At 60.8% G+C, this 24963-nt stretch carries 23 protein-coding genes and 4 tRNA genes; 12 read left to right on the forward strand and 15 right to left on the reverse strand.

The window, feature by feature from the left end:
* The 7 genes from tuf to EPO61_02415 form a co-directional block, all read right to left on the reverse strand.
* A partial coding sequence (gene tuf, locus EPO61_02385) for an elongation factor Tu (GenBank protein TAJ10307.1) occupies positions 1-120 on the reverse strand: 120 nt, incomplete at its 3' end.
* Positions 121-210: 90 nt separating this feature from the next.
* Positions 211-286, reverse strand: a tRNA-Thr gene (locus EPO61_02390).
* 70 nt (positions 287-356) lie between these two features.
* Positions 357-431: transfer RNA gene (locus EPO61_02395), tRNA-Gly, on the reverse strand.
* 74 nt (positions 432-505) lie between these two features.
* Positions 506-590, reverse strand: a tRNA-Tyr gene (locus EPO61_02400).
* 195 nt (positions 591-785) lie between these two features.
* Positions 786-1700, reverse strand: coding sequence for a hypothetical protein (locus EPO61_02405; protein TAJ10308.1), 915 nt, complete (start codon positions 1698-1700; stop codon positions 786-788).
* Positions 1691-3724: an ATP-dependent helicase gene (locus tag EPO61_02410; GenBank protein TAJ10309.1), complete on the reverse strand. Its 2034-nt coding sequence runs from the start codon at positions 3722-3724 to the stop codon at positions 1691-1693. The genes EPO61_02405 and EPO61_02410 overlap by 10 nt, the downstream gene beginning before the upstream one ends.
* A 17-nt stretch (positions 3725-3741) precedes the next feature.
* Positions 3742-4638 carry a tetratricopeptide repeat protein gene (locus tag EPO61_02415; protein ID TAJ10310.1) on the reverse strand — a complete coding sequence of 299 codons (897 nt, stop codon included), beginning with the start codon at positions 4636-4638 and terminating at the stop codon, positions 3742-3744.
* A 144-nt stretch (positions 4639-4782) separates the two neighbouring features.
* Between EPO61_02415 and EPO61_02420 the strand changes: the two genes are divergently transcribed.
* The 4 genes from EPO61_02420 (at position 4783) to EPO61_02435 (ending at position 9738) form a co-directional block, all read left to right on the forward strand.
* Positions 4783-5661, forward strand: a complete 879-nt coding sequence (locus EPO61_02420) for a hypothetical protein (GenBank protein TAJ10311.1) — start codon at positions 4783-4785, stop codon at positions 5659-5661.
* Between the two features lie 64 nt (positions 5662-5725).
* The gene (glgP, locus tag EPO61_02425; GenBank protein ID TAJ10429.1) at positions 5726-7855 is read left to right on the forward strand and encodes an alpha-glucan family phosphorylase; all 2130 of its coding nucleotides are present in this window, start codon (positions 5726-5728) and stop codon (positions 7853-7855) included.
* Positions 7855-9285 carry a HEAT repeat domain-containing protein gene (locus EPO61_02430; GenBank protein ID TAJ10312.1) on the forward strand — a complete coding sequence of 477 codons (1431 nt, stop codon included), beginning with the start codon at positions 7855-7857 and terminating at the stop codon, positions 9283-9285. The genes glgP and EPO61_02430 overlap by 1 nt, the downstream gene beginning before the upstream one ends.
* 21 nt (positions 9286-9306) lie before the next feature.
* Positions 9307-9738, forward strand: a complete 432-nt coding sequence (locus EPO61_02435; protein TAJ10313.1) for a hypothetical protein — start codon at positions 9307-9309, stop codon at positions 9736-9738.
* 13 nt (positions 9739-9751) lie between these two features.
* Here the strand turns inward: EPO61_02435 and EPO61_02440 are convergent, their stop codons facing one another.
* The 4 genes from EPO61_02440 to glgB form a co-directional block, all read right to left on the reverse strand.
* Entirely contained in the window at positions 9752-10585 is an 834-nt protein-coding gene (locus tag EPO61_02440) for a HEAT repeat domain-containing protein (GenBank protein TAJ10314.1), read from the reverse strand.
* 61 nt (positions 10586-10646) lie between these two features.
* The gene (locus EPO61_02445; protein TAJ10315.1) at positions 10647-10874 is read right to left on the reverse strand and encodes a hypothetical protein; all 228 of its coding nucleotides are present in this window, start codon (positions 10872-10874) and stop codon (positions 10647-10649) included.
* 143 nt (positions 10875-11017) lie between these two features.
* Entirely contained in the window at positions 11018-11566 is a 549-nt protein-coding gene (locus EPO61_02450) for a septal ring lytic transglycosylase RlpA family protein (protein ID TAJ10430.1), read from the reverse strand.
* Positions 11567-11819: 253 nt separating this feature from the next.
* Positions 11820-14027: a 1,4-alpha-glucan branching protein GlgB gene (gene glgB, locus EPO61_02455; GenBank protein ID TAJ10316.1), complete on the reverse strand. Its 2208-nt coding sequence runs from the start codon at positions 14025-14027 to the stop codon at positions 11820-11822.
* Between the two features lie 124 nt (positions 14028-14151).
* On the opposite strand from glgB, the gene EPO61_02460 reads away from it, so the two are divergent.
* A complete protein-coding gene (locus EPO61_02460; protein TAJ10317.1) occupies positions 14152-15240 on the forward strand; it encodes a mechanosensitive ion channel family protein in 1089 nt (362 codons plus the stop codon).
* A 159-nt stretch (positions 15241-15399) separates the two neighbouring features.
* On the opposite strand, the gene EPO61_02465 is transcribed toward EPO61_02460, so the two are convergent.
* The 3 genes from EPO61_02465 to EPO61_02475 form a co-directional block, all read right to left on the reverse strand.
* Complete coding sequence (locus EPO61_02465; protein ID TAJ10318.1) at positions 15400-15993, reverse strand: hypothetical protein; 594 nt, start codon at positions 15991-15993, stop codon at positions 15400-15402.
* A 63-nt stretch (positions 15994-16056) separates the two neighbouring features.
* A complete protein-coding gene (pal, locus tag EPO61_02470; GenBank protein TAJ10319.1) occupies positions 16057-16695 on the reverse strand; it encodes a peptidoglycan-associated lipoprotein Pal in 639 nt (212 codons plus the stop codon).
* A gap of 28 nt (positions 16696-16723) precedes the next feature.
* Positions 16724-17074 carry a hypothetical protein gene (locus tag EPO61_02475; GenBank protein TAJ10320.1) on the reverse strand — a complete coding sequence of 117 codons (351 nt, stop codon included), beginning with the start codon at positions 17072-17074 and terminating at the stop codon, positions 16724-16726.
* Between the two features lie 310 nt (positions 17075-17384).
* Here EPO61_02475 and EPO61_02480 point away from each other — a divergent pair, with 310 nt between their 5' ends.
* From EPO61_02480 to EPO61_02510, 7 genes are all read left to right on the forward strand, one after another.
* Entirely contained in the window at positions 17385-18368 is a 984-nt protein-coding gene (locus tag EPO61_02480) for an ABC transporter ATP-binding protein (protein TAJ10321.1), read from the forward strand.
* Positions 18233-19135 (forward strand): ABC transporter permease, encoded by a 903-nt coding sequence (locus EPO61_02485; GenBank protein TAJ10322.1) that lies wholly within the window; start codon positions 18233-18235, stop codon positions 19133-19135. The genes EPO61_02480 and EPO61_02485 overlap by 136 nt, the downstream gene beginning before the upstream one ends.
* 19 nt (positions 19136-19154) lie before the next feature.
* Positions 19155-20678 (forward strand): hypothetical protein, encoded by a 1524-nt coding sequence (locus tag EPO61_02490; protein ID TAJ10323.1) that lies wholly within the window; start codon positions 19155-19157, stop codon positions 20676-20678.
* Positions 20679-20683: 5 nt separating this feature from the next.
* On the forward strand, positions 20684-22108 hold the full coding sequence (locus EPO61_02495; protein ID TAJ10324.1) for a DUF4340 domain-containing protein: 1425 nt from the start codon (positions 20684-20686) through the stop codon (positions 22106-22108).
* 51 nt (positions 22109-22159) lie between these two features.
* A tRNA-Arg gene (locus EPO61_02500) sits at positions 22160-22236 on the forward strand.
* Positions 22237-22630: 394 nt separating this feature from the next.
* Positions 22631-23068, forward strand: a complete 438-nt coding sequence (locus EPO61_02505) for a cytochrome c (protein ID TAJ10325.1) — start codon at positions 22631-22633, stop codon at positions 23066-23068.
* 237 nt (positions 23069-23305) lie between these two features.
* Complete coding sequence (locus EPO61_02510; GenBank protein ID TAJ10326.1) at positions 23306-23707, forward strand: response regulator; 402 nt, start codon at positions 23306-23308, stop codon at positions 23705-23707.
* A gap of 140 nt (positions 23708-23847) precedes the next feature.
* On the opposite strand, the gene EPO61_02515 is transcribed toward EPO61_02510, so the two are convergent.
* Positions 23848-24444, reverse strand: a complete 597-nt coding sequence (locus EPO61_02515) for a peptidoglycan-associated lipoprotein (protein TAJ10327.1) — start codon at positions 24442-24444, stop codon at positions 23848-23850.
* Positions 24445-24963: the final 519 nt, after the last annotated feature.

Below are 24963 nucleotides of genomic sequence, written 5' to 3' on the forward strand. Positions count from 1 at the left end.
CCCCTTGTCGCTGCACACCTTCGTCAGCGCCGAGGTCAACGTCGTCTTGCCGTGGTCCACGTGCCCGATCGTCCCAATGTTCACGTGGGGCTTCCGCCGCTCGTATTTCGCCTTCGCCATAGATCTTCTCCCTCGTTTTTTTCCTAGCCCTCAAGGGTCGCCCAGATCGGTCCGTCGCGTCTCACACGCGCCAGCACAAGCAGCTTGGCATGGAGCCCACGACGCGGATTGAACGCGTGACCTCGTCCTTACCAAGGACGTGCTCTGCCAACTGAGCTACGTGGGCACCCTCTCATTCACCCAGCAGATCCACCGGCAACATCCATCGGCAACCGGCCTCGAAGACCGCGCCATCATGGAGCGGGCGACGGGATTTGAACCCGCGACAGCCAGCTTGGAAGGCTGGAACTCTACCACTGAGCTACGCCCGCATGAGACCAAACCAAACTACGGTTTCTATCCGGCTCGCCTAAATCAAAGCTCGCCGGTTCGAGCAAGCTTGGTGTGGTGGGCAGGCAAGGATTCGAACCTTGGAAGCCGATGGCAACAGATTTACAGTCTGCCCCCTTTGTCCACTTGGGTACCTGCCCGGCCGAGCCCATGAATCTTCGCGTAAAATTGAGATAAACCATGCCGAACGCAAAAGCAAACCATCCCATAGACAGTCCTCCCGCTATCACACGATGGAACCGGGTGACTGTCTCAGGGATGGAGATATGTGGCTCAGGAAACGCCCGATTGTAGAAGCAAAACGGCAGATTGTCAAGAGGAAGTTTGAGGCATTTTTATGACCGGCAGGGCATTGCCTCTTTAGGAGCCAACCGATGCTGCTCCATGACTAAAGAGGCGCGTTGCGCCTGTCCTCCAGAAGCTCCAAATAACACTTCGAGCAACACCCGCAACTCCTGTGGAGTGAGTCGATGAGAGGGAGCCAGATAGCGCTTACGGGTCACCTGCCGTTCGGCTTGGTCTTCCGGTTCATAGTAACCGATGAGATCCCCATCCTTGTCCGCTTTCCTCAGGCGTTGCAGCCACTGATCGTTTGCGTATGCAGGCCGACTCTGTTTCGACGCTCTGCCCAGCTCCAACTGGCTCCAGATGGCCCAACCGACAAAAACAGCCCAGGACTCATTCAGTGCTTCCCAGGCTTCTCGCTCGCTGAGGAAGCGGATTTCCGTCGCTCCCCTCCTCTGCACGACGGGCGTAATCGTCACCACTTGATACCAACATCGCTGCCGCTCTTCGGCAAAGGCGCGCAGACGGAGAACCTCTGGGCTCAGAACTTTCTCATCGAGTTGCGATCCAATGTAGTCCATGTACGCATGAAGGAATTCGTGAAACAGCGTGCTCACTTCACGGTGCGTCATCTTGGCCAGTGGCTTCAACGTTCCACCGGCCCCATTAAACGACAGCGCGAGATTCAGCAGCATCCGATGTTCTTGGGGATGGTATTCCGCCGCAAACGCATGGAGATCTTCAAATTCCAGCGTGAGAAAGTCCGGCGGAATAACCCGCAGGAATTTTGTCGGGAGCCCCAATGCCTCAGCCTGGATAATCAAGTTGCTCCAGGGGCTCTTGGGAGGAACGGCATTGGCGCCAGGCTCACCTGCACCTGCATGCACCGGCCAACCACAAAGTCCGACGCTCATTACGGCAAGCAACAGCCATAGACGAAGCCGCCGCACGAGCGTCAATCCCATTCGCGGAAGCGCTCGTCATACGCCCCGCTTTCTTCCACAAGGGCCCACGTGTCGAGTAGCGAGGACGGCACATCATCCAAGAAACGAGATGGCCTGGAGAGGATCGAGCCGGTGGATTTGTCAAACACGTTGATCGGATAGGTTAAGAACAAGTGCTGCTTCGCGCGGGTCACCGCGACATAGAAAAGTCGCCGCTCCTCTTCCAATTCCTCCTCGGTGGCAAAGGAATAGGCAGAGGGAAACCGCCCGTCCACGACCCACAGCACGAACACGCATTGCCATTCCAGCCCTTTGGCCGAGTGGATCGTGGAGAGCACCAATCGTTCGTCGTCCCGACTTCCTGCTTCCACATCCACCACACTCGAGTCCGGCGGTTCCAGCGCGAGATCGGCCAAAAACTCGTCCAGCTTGGGATAGCGTTCCGCCATGGAGTAGAGATGCTCCAGATCCCGCATACGTTTGGGATAATCGTCATACTGTTCCTTAAGAATCGGGAGATAATAGCCGTAAATTTCATTCACTTGCTCGGCCGGCGTCAGCGAGCCGGTGCTGCCGGCCTCGTCCAACACCCGCGCAAGTTCCTTCAAAGCCCGCCCGGACCGTCCGCTAACGTCCTTCAGAACATCGCCGGGTCGGAGATCAGGCTGTTCGGCCCGGATGAAAGACGCGATCAAATCCTGGGCTTTTTTCGGTCCCACGCCCTCCACGAGCAGCAGAACACGGTTCCAACTCACGGCATCCAGCGGATTCTCGATCACGCGCAAATGAGCCAGCAAATCCTTGACGTGCGCGGTCTCGATGAACTTGAACCCGCCGCGCTTCACAAAGGGCAGATCCCTTCGAGAGAGCTCGATTTCCAGGTCGAAGGAGTGGAAACTGGACCGGAACAGGATAGCCATCTCGTCCAACGGGATCCCTTCTTCACGTAGTTCAAGAATCTTCTGGGCCACGAAACGGGACTGGGCATTTTCTCCCGCCGCTTGAACCAGAGCCGGCAGAGGACCGTCCAGCTTCCGCGTGAACAAGTGCTTGCTGTACTTCTCGGCAGCCCCGTGGATGATCTCGTTGGCCAGATTCAGGATCGGCTGGGTGCTCCGGTAATTTTCTTCCAACTTGTAGATCGTGGCGCCGGGAAACAGCTGCGGAAACTCCATGATGTTCCGGAACGTGGCGCCGCGGAACGCATAGATGGATTGCGAGTCGTCCCCCACCACCATCACGTTGTCGTGCGTCGCCGCCAACTTTCGGACCAAGTCCGCCTGAAGCCGGTTCGTATCCTGGTACTCATCCACCAGAATGTAGCGAAAATTCGACGAGATCGCCTGACGTGTGGCCTCATGTTCGCTCAGCAGCAGGCGCAACTTGACGAGGAGATCGTCGTAGTCCATCAGCTGCCGCTGCCGCTTGGCTGCCTCGTAGGCTCTCTGAAGTTTGGCCAGCGCATCCAGATGCTCGGAGAAATGGGCAAACTCCGAGAGCACGACATCATCCAGCCCCTGAAGCGTGTTCTCGCACTTACTGAAGATTTCGGCGATCGTCGCCTTGCGCGGGAACCGCTTATCCTTTTCGTTCATCCCCAGTTGAGCGCGCAGCAAGTTGATCAGATCTTCCGCGTCTCCGCGATCCAGGATCGTAAATCCCGACTCCAGCCCGATCGGCCGGCCATACCGGCGCAGCAAGAGATTGGCCATCGAGTGAAAGGTCCCCCCTTGGACCCGCTCACTGCGCGCTCCGATCAGGACACCGGCCCGCTGCAGCATCTCCTGCGCCGATTTGCGGGTGAAGGTCAGGAGCAGAATCGCCGACGGATCCACGCCCTTGTCGATGAGATAGGCCACGCGATAGACCAGCGCCCTGGTCTTGCCGCTACCGGCGCCGGCAATCACCAGCGAGGGGCCATCTCCCGCCGTGACGGCGGCCAACTGCTGCGGATTCAGCGCCGCCGCATAGTCCAGCGACAGTTTCGCCGGTTGGGCCTCTTCCATCGGCCGTTTCAATATATAGGGCTTGACTTCTCGTTCCATGGCACCTTTCTTGCCGGCTATTTTTCTTCCTCGAACTTCCGATGGGCCTCAGCAGCCGCCTTGACATGCCCGACCGCCTCCATGTAGCGGGGCTTCGGCGTAATCTTCTCGGCCGCACGGTAGGCCTTCTCCGCCTTGTCAAACTCGCTCATGATCTCGTAGACGATGCCCAGATCATACCAGGCTGCGCTGTTCATCGGGTCCTGCGCGACAATCCCTTCCCACTGGGCAATCGCATCTTCAGGCCGATTCGCCTTGATATACTCGATTCCTTGTTTCACGTCGGCATCGCCGAACAGCCAGCCGCCGTTTTCGAATCCCCGCTCGACCTTGACCGGATGGGGCTGCAGACTTGCCGCAGCCTTAGCCACGGCATTCTGCGCCAGCTTCGCCATTAACTCCGGCCGCTCCCCTTCGTCCTTCCTGAACGTCCGCCGCAGCCCCCGTCCCTCGGCAGGATTGCCTCCGATGACTTGCCTGGCCATCAGGATCTCCCCTGTCTCCGTCTTCACAACCCGGTAGGACAGCGCGAGCTTTCCCTGGCCCAGATGCGGCATGACCTTCCCCAGCACGAGCGCATCCACCCCCAACACCCTACCGGCCTTGGCAGCCAGCTTCTCATCCACCACACCGGTCATCCCGAGGATTTGCTCCTGTTCTAGAGCCAACAGCTTCTCGCGTTCGACGACTTTGAAATATTGGCCCTCGACCAGATGGGCGGTCAGTAGCTCGGCGAGCTTTCTGCCTGAATCCCCAGGGCCCTCAAATGTCGTGACAGCCAGCGAATGGACTCCTTTAGCTTTGAGATTGACCACGGCCGGCGCCTGCAAGGTGAAATTTAAATGCTGGGTCGCGCAGGCTGAGAGGCTGAGGGCCAGGCCGAGGAGAGTCGGTAGATGCAGCCTTATCTTCACCACTTGTTCCTTCTGAGTAATCCCCGTGGATGCGGCAGAGAAATACCACAGAGCCCAACCTGTTGCAATGACCAACCGCCCCCCTACAGCATCTTGGAGTCCTGGGCGAATTTGTATATAATGGGTCGCTCGGAGGAAAACACGATGAGCGCGTCCAAAGACTCAGACACCGACCTGCTGCGTGAACTGGCTGCGATGATGGTCGCGGTGGCCGGCGAGTCCGTCACCATGGTCAAGCGAAGCGCCCCTGACGCGGCCTTGAAACTCAAATCCAAACAGGAATGGGATATCTATCTCGAATTTCTCAAAGTCCTGTTCAACCTGGCCGATCGGCTGTCCGTCCTCCATCTCCCGATCCAAGAGCAACCTCCCTTTATGGACAGCCTTGAGGACCAGGTTTCCCAACACTTGAAAACGGTCCTGGCTCCGGCCCTTGGTCCCGACAGCGACGATATGGAAGTCACGGTGACGATCGGCAAAGCCGTCGCCGACAGTCGGCAACGATACGAGCGATTTCGTTTTCTCGTGACAGACGAAAGCCCGGGCCGGGCCGACTATCTGAAAGTGATTGGAGAACGGATCGGAGAACTGATTGACGCGACCGGAAACGGCATGGTCACGTCTGCCGCAACCCTGTGCATCAGCTCCGCCATTCCTGCGATGCAGGCCTTGTTTGACGAGGTCCTTTCGGGAAAGACGGCGACGGCGGCCGCCTCCCATCAGAGCAAACCGACAACGGTCGCTCCCCCCACACAGCCGGCACAGCAGGAGGGCACATCCAAGCCGGGCACGACCGGAGCCTCCAATGAAATCAAACTCGTCAGCGTCATGGCCACCGTTTCGGGGGAAGAAGTGGAAACTCGTTGGGGCCTCCACCCTCGGTTTCGGCAAGATCTGACCCAGGATGAAAGCAAGGAACTGACCAAGCTCATGAACCGGGTCACCCAGATCCTCGGCGAGCGATACGCGACCGTCGCCTTCTCATCGGACTGGGCCTCCTGGAACCAGATTGGCCACGCGTGAGAACCACCCAGAGGACATATTCGTGAGCGATCAACCGTCACATCATCCCGCAACCCCTTACGAAATCCACCAACTTCCCCGCGCCTTGGGACGCCTGGGAGAACTGGCCAACAATCTCTGGTGGAGCTGGAAGCCCGAAGCGCGCCGGCTGTTTGAAACCATTGACCCGACCCTCTGGCGACTCGCCCACCACAATCCAGTCAAGCTACTCCACGATCTCAAACCGGAGCGGCTGGCGACCCTCGCGGAAGACCCTGTGTTCGTCCGTCAATATTCGGCCGTATTGAAGGCGTTCGACCAGTACCTGGCCTCCCAAGGGACCTGGATCGCCACCCAACATCCGGCGCTGGCCGGATCCGCCATCGCCTACTTCTCGGCGGAGTTCGGCCTCCACAACTCGCTCCCCATTTACAGCGGTGGCTTGGGCGTCTTGGCCGGAGACCATTGCAAGGAAGCCAGCGATTTGGGATTGCCTCTCACGGGACTCGGGTTCATGTACCCGCAAGGCTACTTTCACCAACGCATTACCCCAGATGGCTGGCAGGAGGCCGAGTACGTTCCCTTCAACCCTCAAGAATCCCCGATCCGGCAAGCCCATACCCCCCAAGGCGAGCCCTGCCGCATCACGGTCTCGCTCGGCGCCAGCATCGTGTCCGCCATCGTTTGGCATGTGCGGGTTGGCCGCATCGCCTTGTACTTGATCGACACGGACGTGCCCGAGAACGAGCCTCGGGATCGGGAACTCTCGGCCCGCCTCTATGGCGGCGATCAGGACATGCGCCTGCGCCAGGAGATCCTGCTGGGCATCGGCGGGGTCCGGGTCTTCCGGGCTCTGGGCCTGTCCCCGTCCGCCTGGCACGTCAACGAGGGCCATTCGGCCTTCCTCACGCTCGAACGACTGCGCGAGCACGTGCAAGCCGGACGCTCTCACGCCGAAGCCACCGAGCTCGTCCGGCAGAGCACCGTCTTCACCACCCATACGCCGGTTCCGGCCGGCCACGACGTGTTCCCCTTTTACATGGTGGAGTATTATTTCAACGGTTATTGGGAGCAACTGGGCCTGACGCGCGAGGCCTTTCTCCAGTTGGGGGCTCACCCGGAGAAGCCGCACGAGGGGTTCAACATGACCGTGCTGGCCATTCGCATGGCGCAGCACCTCAATGGAGTCAGCCGCGAACATGGGCGGGTCTCGCGGGCCATGTGGCGGGCGATCTGGCCTGGCCTCCCCGACGACCGCATCCCGATCCGCAGCGTGACGAACGGCATCCACGTCCCGACCTGGGTCGCCCCTGAACTCAACCACCTCTACAGCAAACACCTGGGACCGGACTGGGCTGAGCGTTGCGACGATCCGGCGGTTTGGCATCGCGTGACCGACATCCCGGACGGCGAACTCTGGGCGGTGCGCCAGATGCTGAAGCGCAAGCTCATGAGCTTCATCCGGGAACGCGCGCGCGGGGGCTGGGTCCACGGACGGATGACCGCCAATCAAGTGTTGGCCAGCGGCACCTTGCTTGATCCGGAAGCGCTGACGATCGGCTTCGCCCGCCGGTTTGCCACTTACAAACGGGCCACCCTGGTCTTCAGCGCCTTGGAACGGCTCAAACATCTACTCCAGGACCGCTGGCGCCCTGTGCAGATCGTCTTCGCCGGCAAGGCGCACCCGGCCGATGAGCCTGGCCGACAATTCATCCACGAAGTCTACGGATTCTGCCGCGACCATGGGCTGGGCGGGCACATCGCGTTCCTCGAAGATTACAATATGCACATGGCTAAATTCCTGGTCCAGGGGGTCGACGTCTGGCTCAACACCCCCAGACCTCCGATGGAGGCCAGCGGCACGAGCGGCCAGAAAGCCGCGCTGAACGGAGTCCCGAACCTGAGCGTCTTGGACGGCTGGTGGCACGAGGCCTACGACGGCGCGAACGGCTGGGCCATTCCCCTGGCCCCGGACCTGACCGATCCCCATGCGCTCGACGCGCACGACGCCGAACATCTCTACCGTATTCTGGAGGCGGACGTGATCCCGCTGTACTATCAGCGGGACCGGGACGACATCCCGCGCGGCTGGGTCGAACTCGTCAAAGACGCCATCCGCACCGTCGCCCCGCGATTTTCAGCCCGCCGGATGGTCAAGGAGTACACGAACCTGCTGTACGGCCCCGCCGCTTTCCCTCCGCCTTCAGCCTGGTGATGAGGGGTTCAGCCCCCGAATGCCTGGCCTGGCTGCGGTTGTCGGCCTTGATGCTGCTCCTCCTGGCCGGCCCGGCCGCCGCCGGTCCCAATCAATCGGACGCGCCGGTCAGCCCCAGCCAAGGCACAGTGCCCGCCCCGATCGAGCGGGAAATTCTCGCCGCAGCCAGGGGCGGCCACCATGACCGGGCCGTGCGCCTGTTTGAAGCTCTGCCGGCCGGGCAGACCCAGTCCCATCACCTGCTGGAAAGCGTCTTCCACAGCTACCTGCGCCTCGGCCGACCGGAACAGGCCTTCGCCCTCTATGGACGCCTGGTCCCGGCCGGCAAGCCGGATGTTGCGGCCTGGCTCCACGATCTGGCCCGCTCCTTCATCTCCGGCCATGCGCGCGACCAGCAGGAATATGTTCGGATCGCGGCCTTCACCACCCTGGCCGAAGCGGGAGACCCGAGCATGGTCCCGCTGCTTGAAGACGGCCTCCTGGACCCATCCATTCTGGTCCGCGCCCGAGCAGTCGAGGGCCTAGGCCGGGTCGGCGAACGGGCCAAACGCACGGGCCAGGTGATGTCAACCGCGGCCCTGAAACGGGCACTCCTGGATCCAACCCCTCCCGTCCGTATTGCCGCGTTGAATGCGCTGGGAGACCTTGGGAACACAAAGGATCAGGCCACGCTGGACACCATGCTCCAGATCGCCAGGGCCGGGGAAGGCCCAATCCATGTATTCGCGCTGGCGGCCCTGTCAAAACTGGGCCATGCGGGTGCCTTTGAGGAAATTATCAACGCCGCCACGCTTCCGGATCCGGACGTGCGCATGGCGGCGATCGGCGTGCTGGGCCGGCTCAAACGTCCCACCAGCCTCTCGCTGCTGGCGCAATCCGTGTACGATCCGGAAGAATCCGTGCGGGCCTTCGCCGCCGGCGCCTTGGGAGAGTTCGGTGATCCCTCGGCCGTCGGCGCACTCACCCATGCGCTGGGCGACGACAGCCCCCGTGTACGGAGCGTCGCGGCCGCCAGTGTGGGTCGACTCGGCTTGGCCCATACCAAGTCTCTCTTGCGCCAGGCGGCGCGGGACCCGGTTGAGTTGGTCCGGGCCGGAGCCGTAGAGGGACTCTTACGATTGGGGGATACAGAAGCGGTGTTGCTCGCTGCTGAACTGGCCAAGCATGACGCACCGTCTGTCAGAAGCGCGGCCGCGCAGGCGCTGGGCTTGGCCGGAAATTGTCGGGCAATACCGGTTCTGGAGCAGTTACTCGCGGATCAACAGCCCCAACCCCGCCTGGCAGCGGCACGCGCGATCGGCAAGGTGGGCGATCGCGCCGGACTCGCAGTTCTCAAGAAGGCCTTGACGGACAATGACCCCGCCATCCGCATCACGGCAGCCGGCAGCTTGTTGCAAATCTTGTCACGCAATGCACAGGGGAAACGCTGAGGGCAAGCGGAGGAGGATCCGATGTTTAAGCTCTTGGGATGGGCGCTCCTGCTTGGGGCCACGTTCGGAGCCGGTTACTACGCCGGCCAGCATCCGATCGGCGAGTTGAAGAAGACCGTGGCCGACCTGACTCGCACAGTGAAGAACACGACGCTGGGACTCGAACGGTCCGTACGCTTGCGCCAGGGCTTGATGGACGCGAAATCTGAAGTGATCCAAGCCAAGTCCGACCTGCTGGATAAGAACTTCGGCAACGCCATGGCCGCCCTGACCAAGGCGATGGAACACCTGGAAAAAGCCGGCGAGGCCGAACGCGACGCGGGAAAATCTCAGCGGGTCAAACCGCTGACCGCCAAGGTGGAGGAAGCGAAGCGGGAGTTGGCGGCGGGAAAGACGCTGTCCAAGACCAAACTGGACGAGATGCAGAAGGAGTTGGACACGCTGCTTCAGTAGGCGCGGATACCGCTCACGCCGTTACGGTTTTTTTCTTCCAGGCGGCCAGGATCCGTTCCACGCGCATTTTGACCACCATGTCGGGGTCCTTGAGCAAGGGCTTGATGGCCTCCCGGCCCCGCTCATCGCCGATCTTCTCGAGCGCCGCAGCGGCGGTCAGGCGCGTAAACCAATCCTTATCCTGCAACATCTCGATCAAGGGCTCCAAGGCCTGCGTTGATTTGATCCGCCCCAACGCGATAACGGCCTGCTTGCGGATGCTTTCATCCTTGTCTTTCAGCGCCGCGACCAACCGCACGATGGCCGGCTCACCCAGCGTGACGAGGGCATCGGTTGCGTCCAGGCCGAACTCATCGCTCCGGAGTTGGTTGACAAGAGGCTCCAAGACCCGCTCGTCCTTGATCCGGCCGAGCGCCCGGATAACGGATTTCCGAATATCCCAGTCCCGCAGTTGTTTGATTAAAGGCTCGACGGCCGGTGATCCGACCTGGCCCAGCGCATCGATCGCAGCCTCGCGTACCTGCCAGTCACCGTCGCGGAGGGCTCGGACGAGCGGTTCGACGCAGCGTTCGTCGCCCATTTCCCCCAGCGTGATGACGGCCTCACGCCGCACCACCAAGTCCGGATCATTGAGAAGATCGATCTGGATCTCGATCTCATCCTTGACCTTTTCCTCATCCAGGAGCACTTCTTCGCCGGCTTTGGCGTCTGTCGGCTCGGCCGGCGTTTCTCCCGCCTGCGCATCGGCCGACGCTACGGTCTCCGCAACGTGATCGGCAAACTCGTCGCTCGGCTCCGGCGCCTCCGGCTGAACAAGGTCCGCGGCTTTTTTCTCGTCGTTGTTCATCCCGCTCTCTCCGTCACCATCCTGTACACATCATTACCGTCTGTGCGGACACCACGCCAGACTACGCCTTGGGCGCCGACTCGGCTTTGGCACCGGCCTCGGCTTTCTTGCCCATCGCGTGACGCTTGCGGTTAGCAAGGCTCCGCCGCTTGCGCTGCAACCGCTTGAGGCGTTTGTGCAACGCACGGAGCGATGCACTGCCTTCCGGGTTGTCCGTGGCCGCCTTCCGCTCACGGACTTTGGTCTTGAGCCGTGTCTCATCCTGCTCCAGGGGTGTCTTCTTAGCCATGCGAACGAATCCTCCGTCCTCTCATCGTGATCATCTTATTGCCTGCCTCAGCGCGCCAGTGTAGTGGAGACCCTTCGTTGCTGTCAACCAAGGGATAGCCTCGTGGCTTAAGGTGGCACAAGAAACGCGTGGGGGAATGCGGCTCAGGTATGACGTTCTTCTGAGGTCAGATGCACGGCTCGCCGTTCGCGGCGCCCGAGCACCAAGTCACCGGGATAGAGGGGAACGCTCCGGGTCTTCCGGACATCGCGTTCGGCCCCCGACTGGTTCTGCCCGATACGGCTCCCTAGGACGGCCAACCCTTCGCGCCTTTCAAGCGGCAAGGAAAACCCGTGATCTCCGACCACCTCCAAGGACACAGCCGACAGGCCTCCTTCCGCCATTCCCAGCTTGCGCGCCGCGGCATAAGAAAGGTCCAGAATCCGCCCGTGCACATAGGGCCCTCGGTCATTGATCCGCACACGGATTTGCTGCCCGTTTTCCACGTTCGTCACGCGGACGACCGTGCCAAGCGGAAGCGTCCGATGCGCCCCGCTCAAGGATTCCATATCGTAGATCTCACCGCTGGCCGTGACCCACCCGTGGAAATCCTCTCCGTACCAGGAGGCAATGCCCCGATCTTTCATCCCGACATCTAAATCGGCCTGGCCTTTGGGAAGGCAGGTGCAGGCCGCCAACATGACAGTGACCATACTGATCAGAATCCACTTGGAACAGGACTCAATACTTGGACTCACAAGGTCCTCCTTCTCGCGATAAACCTTCGCCTCGCTGTCTTAACAGCGTCCCAATGGCATCAGAGAAGCCGGGAAAATCCACCGGGGTACTTGGGATACGCTTTGGAGATTAGTTGAGGATTAATGAAGTGGCGGTACTATACCAAAGGCCAGTCGGCAAGTCAATCCAAGACTTGATCGAAATAAAATGGCAAGTAGTTTCAATGTCTTAAGATTGTTTCATGAACAGAAAACCAAGCGGTGGCAGGGTGAGAGAAATGGAATAGGGAAGACCATGGCAGGGGATCGCCTCGGCTTGCACCCCGCCTCCATTTCCCTGGTTGCTACCCCCATAGATAGCCGCATCGCTGTTCAGAAGTTCCCGGTACCAACCAGGCGTCGGCACCCCGATCCGATAGCCATGCCGAGGAACCGGTGTTAAATTGCCGATGCAGAGGACACAATCGACCTGATCCTTGGAGCGGCGAAGAAACGAAATCACAGACTGTTCCGCGTCGCTAAAGTCAATCCATTGAAACCCTGCCCAGTCGAAGTCTACCTGGTGTAGGGATGGCTCAGCCAGATACAACTGATTGAGGTCTCGGACATAGCGTTGCAGGCCTGCATGGGGATCGTATTGGAGCAGGTGCCAGGAGAGGCTTGCATCGTGGTTCCACTCTGTCCACTGGCCAAATTCTCCCCCCATGAACAACATCTTTTTCCCCGGGTGCCCATACATGTATCCGTAGAGAGCCCGCAGGTTGGCAAACTTCTGCCAATCATCCCCCGGCATCTTGGCTAACAACGCCCCCTTCCCATGGACCACTTCGTCATGGGACAGGACCAGGACAAAATTCTCGCTGAAGGCATAGACCAGCCCGAAGGTCAGCCTTTCCTGGTGATATTTGCGATGGACCGGGTCGAGACTGAAATAGTCCAACATGTCATGCATCCAACCCATGTTCCACTTAAGGCCGAAACCCAACCCGCCGACGTAGGTCGGGCGGGAGACCCCGGACCAGGCTGTAGACTCTTCCGCTATGGTCAAGACACCGGGATAGTCCCGATGGACCACCTGGTTGAATTCTTTGAGAAACTCAACCGCCTCCAGATTTTCATGGCCACCGAAGCGGTTGGGAATCCATTCTCCAGGCTGGCGGGCATAATCCAGATAGAGCATCGACGCCACCGCATCCATGCGCAGCCCATCGATGTGGTAACGGTCCAACCAGAATAAAGCGCTGTTCAACAAGAAGTTCCGCACCTCTACGCGCCCGAAGTTGAAGATCCGGCTGTGCCACTCCGGATGGTAGCCTGATCGGGGGTCTGCATGGTCGTAGAGGTGCGTCCCATCGAACCAGGCTAAGGCATGGGGATCATCGGGGAAATGGGCCGGCACCCAGTCCATCAAGACCCCAATGCCGGCCTGATGACAGGCATCCACGAAGGCCATGAAGTCCTCGATCGACCCGTGGCGGCTGGTAGGGGCAAAATACCCGGTCGTCTGATACCCCCAGGACCCATCGAACGGATGCTCGGTCACCGGCATCAATTCCATGTGGGTAAAGCCCATGCCTTTTACGTAGGGAATGAGCTTTGCCGTCAGCTCACGGTAGGTCAGCCAGCGGTGCCCCTCTTCGGGTACCCGCATCCAGGATCCCAGGTGCACCTCATAGATAGACAAGGGAGCGGCGAGCGGATCTCGCGCCGCACGAGCGGCCATCCACTCCCCATCGCCCCAGGCATGGCCCGCCAGGCTTCGGACGACGGAAGCGGTCTTGGGGCGCAGTTCCGCCGCAAAGGCGTAGGGATCGGCCTTCAGAAACGGGGCCGGATATTCGCGCGAACGAATCTCATATTTGTAGGTCGCGCCTTCGGCCAACTCCGGAACGAAGAGTTCCCAAATCCCGGCCTGGCCGCGACTGCGCATGGCATGACGACGCCCGTCCCATCCGTTGAAGTCCCCGACCACGCTGACCCGCGTGGCATTGGGCGCCCAAACCGCAAACCGGACGCCGGCCACGCCATCCAGCACCGTCGGGTGGGCCCCCATCACTTCATAGGCCCGGTAATGGCGGCCTTCGGCAAGTAGGTGCAAGTCAAAGTCCGTGAGCAAGAGCGGAAACGCATAAGGATCATGTCGCTCGGTCACCGTCCCCCAGCGCTCCACCACCCTCAACTTGTATCGACACGACCCGGCACTGCGCGGGATCGTCGCCTCGAAGAGCCCCGCCTCGTGGATGGACGCCATCGGAATGGGCTGGCCATCTTGCCCTTCCAGCACAAGGCTGGCCGACAGGGCCTCCGGCAAAAAGGCCCGAATGACCGTGGCAGAAGCTCCGTTGGGCAAGATCGGATGGGGCCCCAAGACGACAAACGGATCCCAATGCTCCGCGCTCACAAGCCGTTCGATCTGTTCGCGAAGATCGTCCACCATGGCCCACTCTAACGTATCTCATCGTCTGTGGCAACGCACGGCTCGTCCTTGACACCATCGAATGGCTTCCATACTATCCGCATAAGATCGGGCCTCACGCGACGGCACGCATGCACGGAGAGCCATGCCATTTAGTGGATCGACGGAATTGATCAAGTTTTTGGCCATCCTGGGGCTCTTCATCGCGACCCTGGCGGTCGCCATGACGATCCGCACCCTGTCGTTCCGCACCCTGGTGCGCTGGGCGCGCGCCACCGGAACCAAGGCCGATGACATCGTTGCGCAAAATTTGCGATGGCCGTCCATCGCTTGGTCCGTGCTGATCGCCATGTACATCGCGCTGGATCAAGCGCACCTGCCGCCGCGCCCGGCGGCCCTCGCCCTCAAGATCGTCTACGGGCTGCTGGTCCTCTCGGTCACCGCCGCCGTGGCAAACATATCGGGGACGGCCCTGAGACATACGCTGCAGGAGCGCCACCTCCCGATCCCGGCCACCGGACTTTCCTTCACGGTCTTCAAGGTCGCGATCTGGACCATGGGGCTGCTGGTCCTGCTCGGCAGCTTGGGAGTCTCCGTCACCCCGATTCTGACGGCGCTGGGTGTGGGCGGGCTGGCCGTCGCCTTGGCGCTCCAGGAAACCCTGTCGAATTTCTTCGCCGGCATCCACTTACTGTTGTCGCGGCCGATCCGGGTCGGCGATTTCGTCAAACTGGAAACCGCTCAAGAAGGGTACGTGGTGGACATCGGCTGGCGCTCCACCAAGCTGCGCACGTTGCAGCAGAACATCGTCGTAGTCCCGAACAGCAAGATGGCCCAGTCCATTCTGATCAACTATTCGATGCCGGAGCAGTGCCTGGCCATGCCGATACCGATCGGTGTCAGTTACGATGCGGACCCTGAGCAGATCGAACGCGTGCTCTTGGAGGAAGCCCGCGCCGCAGCCGGTCAGGTCCCGGGATTGCTGGCAGACCCGGCTCCCAGCGTCCGGTTCATCCCGGGCTTCGGAGACTCCTCCCTGAATTTCACCCTGACCTGCCACGTACGGGAGTTCGAGGCCCAAGCGGCGGTCCAGCACGAACTCCACAAGCGCATCCTCAAACGATTCCGGCAAGAGGGCATCGAAATTCCGTTTCCGCACCGGACCGTCCACCTGGTCGCTGATGCGGAAGCCGCCCCCGTCAGTCCCCTAGCACCACCACATAAGGGCGGTTGACGCGACACCCCTAAGATGATGGGCATTCTCGTCTACCTACCGGTGACGGCTTTGGCCAGGACATGCGGGAGGATTACGGAATGGGGCAACTGGAGGAAGCTCGGTCGGCTATGACGGGTGCTCCGTCATAGCCGACCGGCTGGTTTGATTGGAACAGGATTACCGCAAGCGAAGCTGACCGTTCTCGACCCTGGTGACCTCGACGAACTTGTCCAAGCTTGCGGTCACCACCTCGCCCAGCAGATCCTCCACGTCATCGGGGCTGAACCAGAACACCCGCTGGGTTCCATCGCCGGTGATCGTCATGCGCACCAAACTGCCGTCCGCGTTGTTGCGTCCCTGGACCGTCACCTTGGCACGGACGGTGATCTCCGTGTTGAACACCTTGCTCTCGGCATCACCCTGGAAACTGGCAAGCGAACCGGAGAAGGTGACGTTCGGGCTGCTGCCGCCAACCGTCCAGCCACGGCGCTTGAAGTACTCTCTCATGATCTTCTCGAGAACGTCCTCCGGTTTTCCGCCCGGCACCACAAAGGTCGTCTCGCCGCCCCACAAATGATGCCGCACGCCCACCCGGCTCTTGTCGGGACGCGCATCCTGGAAATCCTGCACGCTGACGGTCAAGCTGTCCGCCTTCTTGGCGGCCCCGGATCCAGCTTGGATATTCAACGTCACCGTCTCTTTCGTGGCGCATCCGACCATGGCCATCAGCCCCATGGCACAGCCCATCAGCAATACGTTGCGACCTGTCACGTCAGACCTCCTCTAGTAGTAGCAGCCAGACACGTCCCGGCACATTATGGGAACCGGTACCCGTCACTGGGCTGAGAAATGCGCCCGCCGATTCTGTTGCCAGCATTCCTGGCTGTGTTCGGTGCAAAACGGTTTCTCTTTCCCGTAGCTCGTTACTTGCATCTGGGCCGCGGGCACGCCGAGGTCCGCCAGATACTTCTTGGCCGCCTGGGCCCGCCGCTCCCCCAGCACCAGATTGTACGCCGACGTCCCGCGCTCGTCGCAATGACCGGCGATCACGAGCTTCCAGCCGTTTTCCGTTTTGAGAAGACGGGCATTGGCGTCCAGGATCGGGCTGGCGTCCATCCGGATCGAGAACTTATCGTAATCGAAGTACACATCGGCCAATTCGGCCAGCTTGGAGGCTGCGGATGGAGCGGCTGCGGCCGGCTGTTCGACGACCTTTTCGGCCGGCCGTTCCACCGGCGCTGGAGCCGGCGCGGCTGCACGAGGCGCTTCGGCGACCGGCTGCTCCGTCACACGGACCTCTTCCTTCGGTGCAGACACAGTCGGAGCTTCGGCCTGTTTGTCGACCTTCGGGCCAGGCACCATGGCCTGGTCCTGCGTCCCAACTTGCACGCTCTTGCTGCATCCGCCCAGCGTCACCAGGACGCACAGGCCCAGGGCCACAACACTGACACGGTTGTATGGTCGTAAGTTCATCAGTCCACTCCTCAACTTATCGGGCGTGTTATCGGGCGTGAATGGAGCGGGCTACGAGCCCGTCGTCCTGTTTGACATAGGTCAGCTCCACTGATTCGCCCACCTTGAGCGCATCCAAACCGACCGTCTGCTTGCCGCGCGTGATCTTCGTGTCGGTCCCGACCGTGGCCCCGACGATCAACTCGTCCTTGCTTCCCTTCATGGCCTTCACCACGATGGTGTTGGGACTGTCCTGCACATTGACCGCCACGACTTCTCCACGGACCGCCCTGGCCGCCGCCTTGGATTCCGCGCTGACAGACGGAGCCACGGCCCACATAACCGCCAACCCAATGACTACCCCCCAACTCCAGCGTGCATACGTCGTCGCCTTTGTCATGTCTCACCCCTCTCTCTAACCAGACCTCTAGTCCCCTTGAAAACGATGGAACCACTATAGCAGATTTTTCCGTATCGGCAACAGGGACGAGCAGAAAAATGAAGTTCCGGCAGAAGCGCAGAAACGCCCAACGACAAAAGCGCCCGATGTCATACACCGGGCGGCCCTTGACTGCCCCGCGGTGAGTGGCTAATATCCGGCGAAGTTCGTCACGCTGGCGGGTCTTGCTTCGGAAGCCGCTGGTCCTGACACAAAGAGCAGCGCCAGGAACATCCACGCATCGTCAGTCGGCTACTTCCTTCATCATCGCATGATCGACGCACAGAACATCACGAAGCGGTACGGCGACCACACGGCCATCGAGCGGGTGACCTTCTCGGTGAACAAGGGCGAGGTGCTGGCCTTTCTCGGGCCGAACGGCGCCGGCAAAACGACCACCATGCGCATCCTGACCTGCTTCATGCCGGCCACGGAAGGCACGGCGCGCGTGGCCGGCTACGACTGTTTCGAACAGCCGCTCGAGGTCAAGCGCCGCATCGGCTACCTGCCCGAGACCCCGCCGGTCTACCAGGAATTGACCGTCGCCGAATATCTGACATTTACGGGGCGGTTGAAAGGCATGGGCCGCGCCGACCTGCGCCGCGCGCTGGACCGCACGATCGAACGCCTGTCGCTGGGCGACGTGCGACACCGCCTCATCGCCAACCTGTCCCGCGGCTATAAGCAGCGGGTGGGCCTGGCCCAGGCGTTGCTGCACGATCCGCCGGTCTTGATTCTCGACGAGCCGACCGTCGGGCTGGACCCGAAGCAAATCATCGAAATTCGCGAATTGATCAAGAGCTTGGCCGGATCGCACACGGTGATTCTCAGCACGCACATCCTGCCGGAGGCCACCGCGGTCTGCCAGCGCGTCGTGATTATCAGCGGCGGGCGGATCGCGGCGGTGGATACGCCGGAACGGCTCTCGGCGCGGCTGCGCCAATCGGAGAAGATCAGCGTTACCGTCAAAGCGCCCCCACCGGATCTGGCCGACCGCTTCCGCTCGCTTCCCGGCGTGTTGAGCGTCTTCGAGCCGACGGACTCGGGCGCGTTCCTGCTGGAATGCGAACTGGGCCGCGACTTACGGGACGACATCGCCCGCCTGATCGTGACACAAAGATGGGGGCTGTTGGAGCTGAAAGCCGTGTCCATGACACTGGAAGACGTCTTCCTGCGCCTCACGCAGCACGAGGAAGGCATGCCGGAAACAGGCGCTGTGGAAGCCGGCAGGAGCCAGGAGGCCTCCCGCGCATGACACCGGTCGCAGCCATCGTCGCCAAGGAATTGCGGTCCTACTTCGTCTCCCCGATCGTCTATGTCGTGGGCGCCGTGTTTTTGTTGATCTTCGGAGTCCTGTCCTATCTGGCGGTCGTCAACGCGGGAGCCCAGGCGGTGCGACTGATGCAGATACAGGGAGCCGCGGCTCAGCTCAATCTGAACGACCTGGTGTTCCGGCCGACGTTCTACAGCATTGCCATCATTCTCCTGCTGATCCTCCCACTCTTGACCATGCGGCTGTTCGCGGAGGAGCGCAAGCTGCGGACCTTCGAATTGCTGATGACTTCCCCGATCGGGATCAACGAAATGGTCGTGGGGAAATTTCTCGGCGCCTATGCCATCTTCCTGGGCCTGCTAGGCTTGAGCGGAATCGTCCCGGTGATCCTGTCGTTCTACAGCAGCTTCGACTGGAACCCGGTCCTGACGGGATACCTCGGTCTGGCCTTGCTCGGCGCTCTGTTTCTGGCCACCGGTGTCCTAGCCTCTGCCCTGACCGAAAACCAGATCGTCGCCGCTTTTCTGAGCTTCGGCCTGCTGATTCTGGTCTGGCTCCTGGGCGGAGTCGGCTCGGTCCTGGGTGATACGCCGTTGGGCAACATCCTGTCGTACCTCTCCTTCATCGAGCATTACGACCGATTCGTCCGCGGGCTGGTGGATACAAAAGACCTGGTCTACTATTCCAGCGGCATGCTCCTGATGCTGTTCCTGGCCCATCGCGTCGTGGAGTCGCAGCGTTGGAAATAAGAGAGAAGCCAAGGACACGATGAACCGATTGGCCTCATCTTTTGGCGTCGTGGGAGCCGGTTTGGCGGCGGGCGGATTCATCGCTTATACCCTGGCCCCCGACAAACTTTGGTTGGTCACCCTTTGCGAAGGGCTGGCCCTGGTCTGCCTGGTGGTCTACTTCGTCGCGCGTTTCGAGGCGCTCAAGGCCTTCTCCACCCGCCGCTCCACCCGTCTGGGCGCCAACAGCATCCTCATGGTGCTGCTCTTCGCGGCCATCCTGGCTATCATCAATTTCCTCGCCGCACGCCACACCATGCGGTGGGACCTGTCCGAAACCCAGCACTTCACGCTGGCACCCCAAACGCACCGGGTCCTGCGCGGGCTCACACGCGAAGTCAAAGTCACCGTCTTTTCGCAGGAGCGGAGTCCGTCGTTCAACACCTATCGGGACCTGCTGGACGGTTACAAACAAGACAGCGACAAACTCAAAGTGGAATTTGTGGACCCGGAGCGGCGGCCCGGCGTCGCCCGGCAATACGGCGTCACGCGAGTGGACACGGCGGTGGTCGAGAGCGGCCCGCAGACCACCAGAGTGACCGCGCCGTCCGAAGCCGAGCTGACCGGAGCCCTGATCCGCGTGGCCAAGGACGCCAAGAAACGCATCCTGTTCCTGGATGGGCACGGCGAGCGCGGGATCGCCGACCAGGAGCGAAACGGCATGGCCCTGGCCAAGGAAGCCTTGACCAAACAGGGCTACGAGGTGGGCACCGTCTCCCTGCTCCAGACGTCGGCTGTGGCGGAGGGCACGTCGGTGCTCGTGCTGGCCGGCCCGCAGCGGCCCGTGACCAAAGAGGAGAAGGACCGTATCGCCCACTATGTCGCCGCCGGCGGTCATCTGCTGATTCTCCTGGACCCGGAGAGCCAGGCGGACCTGGAGGATCTCCTGCGACAGTGGGGTGTGGAAGCGGGGCAAGGCATTCTGGTGGACATGCAGGATCGGCTGGCGCAGGGTGACTTGGCGGCCTTGATGGTCCGCACCTTCACCGAACATGAAATCACCCAGGATTTCAATTTCGCCGTCCTATTTCCCCTCTCCCGCCACCTCGTCTTCCATGAAGAAGCGGGCAAGGACTGGGACTTCGTCCCGCTGGCGCGCACGTCGGCCCGAAGCTGGGCGGTCAAGAACTTGAAGGGCAACGTGCTCACCTTGAACGAGAAGGAAGACATTCCCGGCCCCCTGCCGCTGGCCGCAGCCATGACCCCCAAAAAACCGCAGGAGGAAGGCAAGCCGCGCGCCGCCATCGTAATCGTGGGGAACTCCTCCTTCGCCAGCAACACCTATATCAACTTTCCCGGCAACACCGATTTCCTCCTCCACGCCCTGGGCTGGCTGGCCGAGGAACGGGAGCTGATCTCCATCGCCCCGAAAGAGCCGGCCTTCCGCCCTTTCATCCCCAACCCGACTCAGGAGCGCCTGCTGCTGTACGTCCAGGTGTTCTTCTTGCCCGCCCTGACGTTCCTCTGGGGCATGACCATCTGGAGAAAACGGCGCCGGCTGTAACAGCCATGAAGAGCGTCTGGCTCACAATTGCGATGGTAGTGCTGTTGGTCGGGCTGGGGGCCTACGTCTACTTCGTCGAACTCCCGTCGGAACGCACCCAGACCGCCGCCGAAACCCAGGACAAGAAGCTCATCCCCTTCGAGGAACAGGACATCACCGGGCTGATCGTCCGGACCGAGGTCGGCGAAGTCGTGCTGGCGCCGGATGAAAAACGCGCCTGGAAGATCACCGCCCCCATGGTCGCCGATGCCGATTCCCGCGAGGTCGAGTCTCTCCTGCGGGCCTTGGTGTTGGGAAGGATCTCCCGCGTGGTGGAAGAACAGACGGCGGCGCTGGGCCCATTCGGCCTGGAGAAACCGGCGACGGTCCTCACCCTCACCGCCGGCTCACGTCAGGAAACCTTGTCGGTCGGCGACAGCGGACCGATCTCCTCCACCCTCTACGCCATGCGAGCGTCGGACAAAAAAGTTCTGCTGACCAGCCTGGCGCCCAAGGACGTGCTGAACAAGACCCTGCTGACGCTCCGCAAGAAAGAAGTGCTGCGCATGGATCAGACCAAAGTGGACCGGCTGCGTCTGGCCTATCCGGCCAACGAGATGGTCTTGTACCGGGTGAGGCAAGCCGACCTGCCGGGCCCCGCAGCCGGCAATGACAAGAAATCCTGGAAGCTGCGCTACCCGCTCGAGGCCGACGCGGACCAAGCCGAGGTCAACAGCCTGCTGATCAAGCTGGAGAACCTGAAAGCGCTGGGGTTCGTGGATCCCGGCCCCCAACACGATGCCTTGCTGCGGAAACTGACGAAACCGGACGTAAAGATCACGGTGCATGCGGACGGAACGGACCAGATCGTAAAACTGTATCAACTGGACCTGACCACCGGCGAAGCCTATGCGGTGACGGCACAAGAGGCGCCGCTGTACCGGATTAGCCCGCTGGCGATCAAAGACCTCACCAAGGAGCTGTTCACGCTTCAGGATAAACGGCTGTTGGGCGTAAACATGGACGACCTGGCGATGCTGGCCGTGAAAACCAGAGACCAGCGGTACACATTGATCAATCAGAACGGCGACTGGGTGCTGGAAGATCAACCGGCCGAGAAACTGGAGCAGGAAGCGGCGGATTTATTCATCAGTCGCGTGGTGAATCTGCCGGCGGAAATCCGCGTCGTCAAGCAGGCAGGCCCCCTGGCTCCCTACGGTCTGGCCACGCCGACGGCCGAGTTCACGGCGACCGCCAAGGACGGGAAACAGCGGGGACGGCTGGTGCTCGGCACCAGCTCCGGCGGCCTCGTCTACGCCATGGGACACCTGGGACTCCCCGGCATTTTCCAGGCCCGGGCCGACCTGCTCTCGCAGATCCCCGCCAAAGCGGACCTCAAGGCCAAGACTCGGCAAGTCAGCGGCCTGCCTCCCGAGCCAGGCCGCAAGTAAGCGTCCTCCTAGCTGGACTTTCCACAGCCCATTCGATATCGTAGCTTCCGCGCCCCCGTAGCTCAGTTGGATAGAGCGACGGTTTCCTAAACCGCAGGTCACCCGTTCAATTCGGGTCGGGGGCACCATACCAAGCTTGCTTGAACCGCCCGCTTCGATCACATGCGGGCGGATAGTTACTTTGCCTCCAGTAGGCTTCGATACCGCACTTCGTGTGAGCCGCCGGCTATTTATAGTCTTATTGCGATTATCGCCGGCGGAGAATACCTTTAGTGTTTCTTAGGGCTGAGCTTGATCCGATTGTATTACGCTTGAACGGCGCGATCTTTATCGCTTTATCGAATTTACTGCGCGCAGAGAGAAACCTTAACGGCCCCATGTTGTTTGAACGAAGCTTGCGTGTACCGATCACCTATCTATTGAGGCGAACGGAGAAATACCGCCAGTGTTCTTAGTTAAGACTGGCCAAGCTGATTAGTGCATGGGAGCCGCCGGATAGCATTCCATGAGCCGTTTCCAAAAATGAGAACAGCCCTCCATAAAGCCCTGCCCGCCCTCTTCTGTCTCACGTTTGGCTTTCCCGATATAGTGGCAAGCGCTTTCGCACAAGACCCGCCAGTCGCGATGGGCGAGGCAACCCGAGGCAGGGTCATTTTTAACGGCATCGGAGGCTGTTTCAATTGCCACGGGAACGACGGAGTCATCACTCGCCTGCCCCGGCACTCTCCTAAACTCGCAGACGAACTGGCTCGACTCGCTCCACCGCCGGCGGACTTGCGCAATCCGTCCCGTCTTAAGTCGCAGACCGATGCTGATCGACTCCGCTCGATCAAATTCGGCCATCCGGGGACCGCCATGTTTCCCAAGAAATTTCTTTCGGAGAGGGAAGTTGCCGATCTGTTGGCTTATTTGGCCACACTTCGAGAAGAGGCAGGCGGCAACGACAAGGCCGTTCCCTAGCAGGCTATCGCACGTCGCGCAGCGGTATCGAACGACAACAGAGTGGCCACACCACGTACCACTGCCAACAACCAAATACTACAATCAGAACGACGATCCCCTGCATCCAACCGCACCGTTCAAATATTCAATTGCCCTTGACCAATCTTCCTCACAACTTCTACACTGCAATCATCCATTTTTCCACCCGAATGAAACGACACAGCCAGCCACACGCCCCAATGGCTTGAACGATCCATGGCAACGACGACCGCGACTCAAACCGCCACTATCTTAGTCGTAGATGACGAGCCGGCCATCCAGCAACTCGCCTGCCGGATCCTCACCATGCACGGCTATACAACCCTGGACCCACGCCACGCCGTGCATGCCATCCAGCTCTGCAAACAGCATCCGGAGCCCATCCATCTCCTGCTCACGGACGTCTTGATGCCTTACCTGCACGGCTACGATCTCGCCACCCAGGCCCGGGCATTGCGCCCCGATATGCGCGTGCTCTTTATGTCCGGCTACGAGGATAGCCACCTGTTGGGCCGCGTGGCCCCGGGCGAAGCGATTGTCTTGCTTCAAAAACCGTTCAGCGCCGACGACCTCCTCAAGAAAGTCCGCGAGGTTCTCTCCGCCCCCGCTCAGCCGTAGTATCTCAATACATCTGACTCGAGCCGACTCCCGCAAAAACAGCCACCGTCAAGAAATCGGTCGCAGAAAACAGCGCGGGGGTGGAGCCCGTATGACAACAGCCCCACCCCCACGCCTCACTTCACACCGACTCGAACGGATTAGCGCATCGCGAAATGCGCCCGTCGGTTCTGCCTCCAGCAATCCTCGTTTGACTTGGTGCAGAAAGGTTTCTCCTTCCCATAGCTGGCCAGCTGCACCTTGGACATCGAAATTCCCAGGTCGGAGAGATAGCGCTGAACGGCCTGGACGCGCCGCTCCCCCAACACCAAGTTGTAGTCTTGACTGCCCCGTTCGTCGCAATGGCCCGTGATCACCAACTGCCAGTCCTGCTCCTCCCTGAGCAGCCGGGCATTGGCCTCGAGCTTCGCCCGCCCTTCCTCGTTGAGCGTGCTCCGATCATAGTCAAAGTATACATCCGCCAAGGAAGCGGACACCGCCGCCAACCTGGCCGCCCGCGCCGCAGACATGGCCGATGCGGCCGCGTCAGCAGCGCCATCCGATCCTCTGGACGCAGTCGTGGACACAGGGCCGGAGAAGTCCGTCACACGGATTTCGTCCGAATTCCCGATGGAACCGGACATGAACGCCTGATCTTGCACCGATGTCGCCACCTGCTTGTTGCTGCACCCGGCCATCATGAGCAATATCCCTAGACAAGCGCACCACGTATTTACACAGGAGCCTCTTCGTATCATATGCCGCCTCCTTGTCTAACCATCGAATGAACGCAAACGTTTGAGCCTATCCGCGCCCTTCAGAATGGGCCCCCATTCGCCGGTCGTTCCATAAACAGGAACAGACTCAGACGATGCCCGCCTGGCGAATAGTTGCTCTATCGGCCAGCCGGACCGGCAACTGAAGATCGGAGCGATGGACGGCCTAACATGCCCATAAAGTCAGGCAGTTCGGTGAGGCATTCTGGTGTTCTACAAGGCAGGTCAGTTGTGGACCTGGCGGCTCATATAACACGCATATCAACACGTAAGCGAAAGAACTGGGGCCGATCTTTCAGTAATCGTGCAAAACGGACAGGAATCGATCAATCGAGGCGAGCGCTGAGGGCTTGGAATGGCGAATTACGGCTGGCACCACAGGGACGTGGACTTCGGCTGACTGCGATCATTGTGAACTTGTTCAAGGTCCGCTTCCCGGCCTCGACAAACTCTGCGGTTGCATTCCCGCCGACCCTGTGGTATGGTGAGCCACGTTCCACG

The organism is Nitrospirota bacterium (assembly GCA_004296885.1).
GTDB lineage: Bacteria > Nitrospirota > Nitrospiria > Nitrospirales > Nitrospiraceae > SYGV01.

Excerpts from the sequence above, each read along its gene's own strand:
- EPO61_02405 (TAJ10308.1), bottom strand. The coding sequence starts at position 1,700 with ATGGGATTGACGCTCGTGCGGCGGCTTCGTCTATGGCTGTTGCTTGCC.
- EPO61_02410 (TAJ10309.1), bottom strand. The coding sequence starts at position 3,724 with ATGGAACGAGAAGTCAAGCCCTATATATTGAAACGGCCGATGGAAGAG.
- EPO61_02420 (TAJ10311.1), top strand. The coding sequence starts at position 4,783 with ATGAGCGCGTCCAAAGACTCAGACACCGACCTGCTGCGTGAACTGGCT.
- EPO61_02430 (TAJ10312.1), top strand. The coding sequence starts at position 7,855 with ATGAGGGGTTCAGCCCCCGAATGCCTGGCCTGGCTGCGGTTGTCGGCC.
- EPO61_02435 (TAJ10313.1), top strand. The coding sequence starts at position 9,307 with ATGTTTAAGCTCTTGGGATGGGCGCTCCTGCTTGGGGCCACGTTCGGA.
- EPO61_02440 (TAJ10314.1), bottom strand. The coding sequence starts at position 10,585 with ATGAACAACGACGAGAAAAAAGCCGCGGACCTTGTTCAGCCGGAGGCG.
- EPO61_02445 (TAJ10315.1), bottom strand. The coding sequence starts at position 10,874 with ATGGCTAAGAAGACACCCCTGGAGCAGGATGAGACACGGCTCAAGACC.
- EPO61_02450 (TAJ10430.1), bottom strand. The coding sequence starts at position 11,566 with ATGGTCACTGTCATGTTGGCGGCCTGCACCTGCCTTCCCAAAGGCCAG.
- glgB (TAJ10316.1), bottom strand. The coding sequence starts at position 14,027 with ATGGTGGACGATCTTCGCGAACAGATCGAACGGCTTGTGAGCGCGGAG.
- EPO61_02460 (TAJ10317.1), top strand. The coding sequence starts at position 14,152 with ATGCCATTTAGTGGATCGACGGAATTGATCAAGTTTTTGGCCATCCTG.
- pal (TAJ10319.1), bottom strand. The coding sequence starts at position 16,695 with ATGAACTTACGACCATACAACCGTGTCAGTGTTGTGGCCCTGGGCCTG.
- EPO61_02475 (TAJ10320.1), bottom strand. The coding sequence starts at position 17,074 with ATGACAAAGGCGACGACGTATGCACGCTGGAGTTGGGGGGTAGTCATT.
- EPO61_02480 (TAJ10321.1), top strand. The coding sequence starts at position 17,385 with ATGATCGACGCACAGAACATCACGAAGCGGTACGGCGACCACACGGCC.
- EPO61_02485 (TAJ10322.1), top strand. The coding sequence starts at position 18,233 with ATGGGGGCTGTTGGAGCTGAAAGCCGTGTCCATGACACTGGAAGACGT.
- EPO61_02490 (TAJ10323.1), top strand. The coding sequence starts at position 19,155 with ATGAACCGATTGGCCTCATCTTTTGGCGTCGTGGGAGCCGGTTTGGCG.
- EPO61_02495 (TAJ10324.1), top strand. The coding sequence starts at position 20,684 with ATGAAGAGCGTCTGGCTCACAATTGCGATGGTAGTGCTGTTGGTCGGG.
- EPO61_02505 (TAJ10325.1), top strand. The coding sequence starts at position 22,631 with ATGAGAACAGCCCTCCATAAAGCCCTGCCCGCCCTCTTCTGTCTCACG.
- EPO61_02510 (TAJ10326.1), top strand. The coding sequence starts at position 23,306 with ATGGCAACGACGACCGCGACTCAAACCGCCACTATCTTAGTCGTAGAT.
- EPO61_02515 (TAJ10327.1), bottom strand. The coding sequence starts at position 24,444 with ATGATACGAAGAGGCTCCTGTGTAAATACGTGGTGCGCTTGTCTAGGG.